1 protein-coding gene is annotated in these 789 nt (G+C 56.3%); it reads right to left on the bottom strand.

Annotation, left to right across the window (positions count from 1 at the left end; genetic code table 11):
* Positions 1 to 59 precede the first annotated feature (59 nt).
* Positions 60 to 695, bottom strand: coding sequence for a hypothetical protein (locus B0W88_RS32060; protein ID WP_233151919.1), 636 nt, complete (start codon positions 693 to 695; stop codon positions 60 to 62).
* Positions 696 to 789 lie beyond the last annotated feature (94 nt).

Here is a 789-nt window from a genome sequence, read left to right as displayed (position 1 = left end):
ACGATTGCGTTCAGCCGCGCCGTTAGGCGTCGGCTGGAACTGCGGGTTAGACCTTGACTTCACCACAGCTTGAACAGCGCCTTCTTGCGCTTGTACTGAAGCAATGGAATGGACTCACTGTCGACTGGAAACTGGTCAACATAGCCTTCCAACTGATACCCAAAGAACTCCGCTAGTGCAGCCTCGCCAAGTTCCAATGGATGGAAAGGGAACGGATAGTCAGGTTCTCCATCCTCCATGTCCGCAGGATCAATGGCTGGATGGCTCCCCTCCCAGTAGGGAACTTCAAACGATAGCCGTTGACCGATGTCTTCCACGATTCCACTGTCCGGCGAAAGACTGAGGGAGCGCTCCAACTTGCCATTTCGCCAGACGGCAAATGCGAACCAGTCCACGACGCTATGCATGGCATGGACATGCACGGCGCGAGTGCCGGCGAAGTCCAAAAATCGTGTTGGGATTCTCGAAGGGTTGTCGATGGCGAATTCCTTAGCGGCCACGATTGTCAGACCCGGGAAGCAGCCAATGTGGATTTGATCATCTGGCGGCGACGTCCATGTAAGACAGCTGTCGTCTTGCGGCTCAAGCCTTTCCTTCGGGAAGAGGATCGACGCGACTTTGCGGGTTTCCTCCCGATCGATGGTAGGTCGAGATGCAAGGATCTCGCGCGCATCGCCGTCGGCGATCACGACCATCCAGGTCTTTGCTCCCATAGCACTCCGATGTCTGTAATCGAGGTCTAACGATTGCGTTCAGCCGCGCCGTTAGGCGTCGGCTGGAACTGCGGGT

It is taken from the genome of Pelomonas sp. KK5 (assembly GCF_001984095.1).
Classification (GTDB): Bacteria; Pseudomonadota; Gammaproteobacteria; order Burkholderiales; family Burkholderiaceae_C; genus KK5.
Note: the sequence above shows the minus strand (reverse complement) of the source record. Positions and strands in the feature narration are given on the sequence as shown.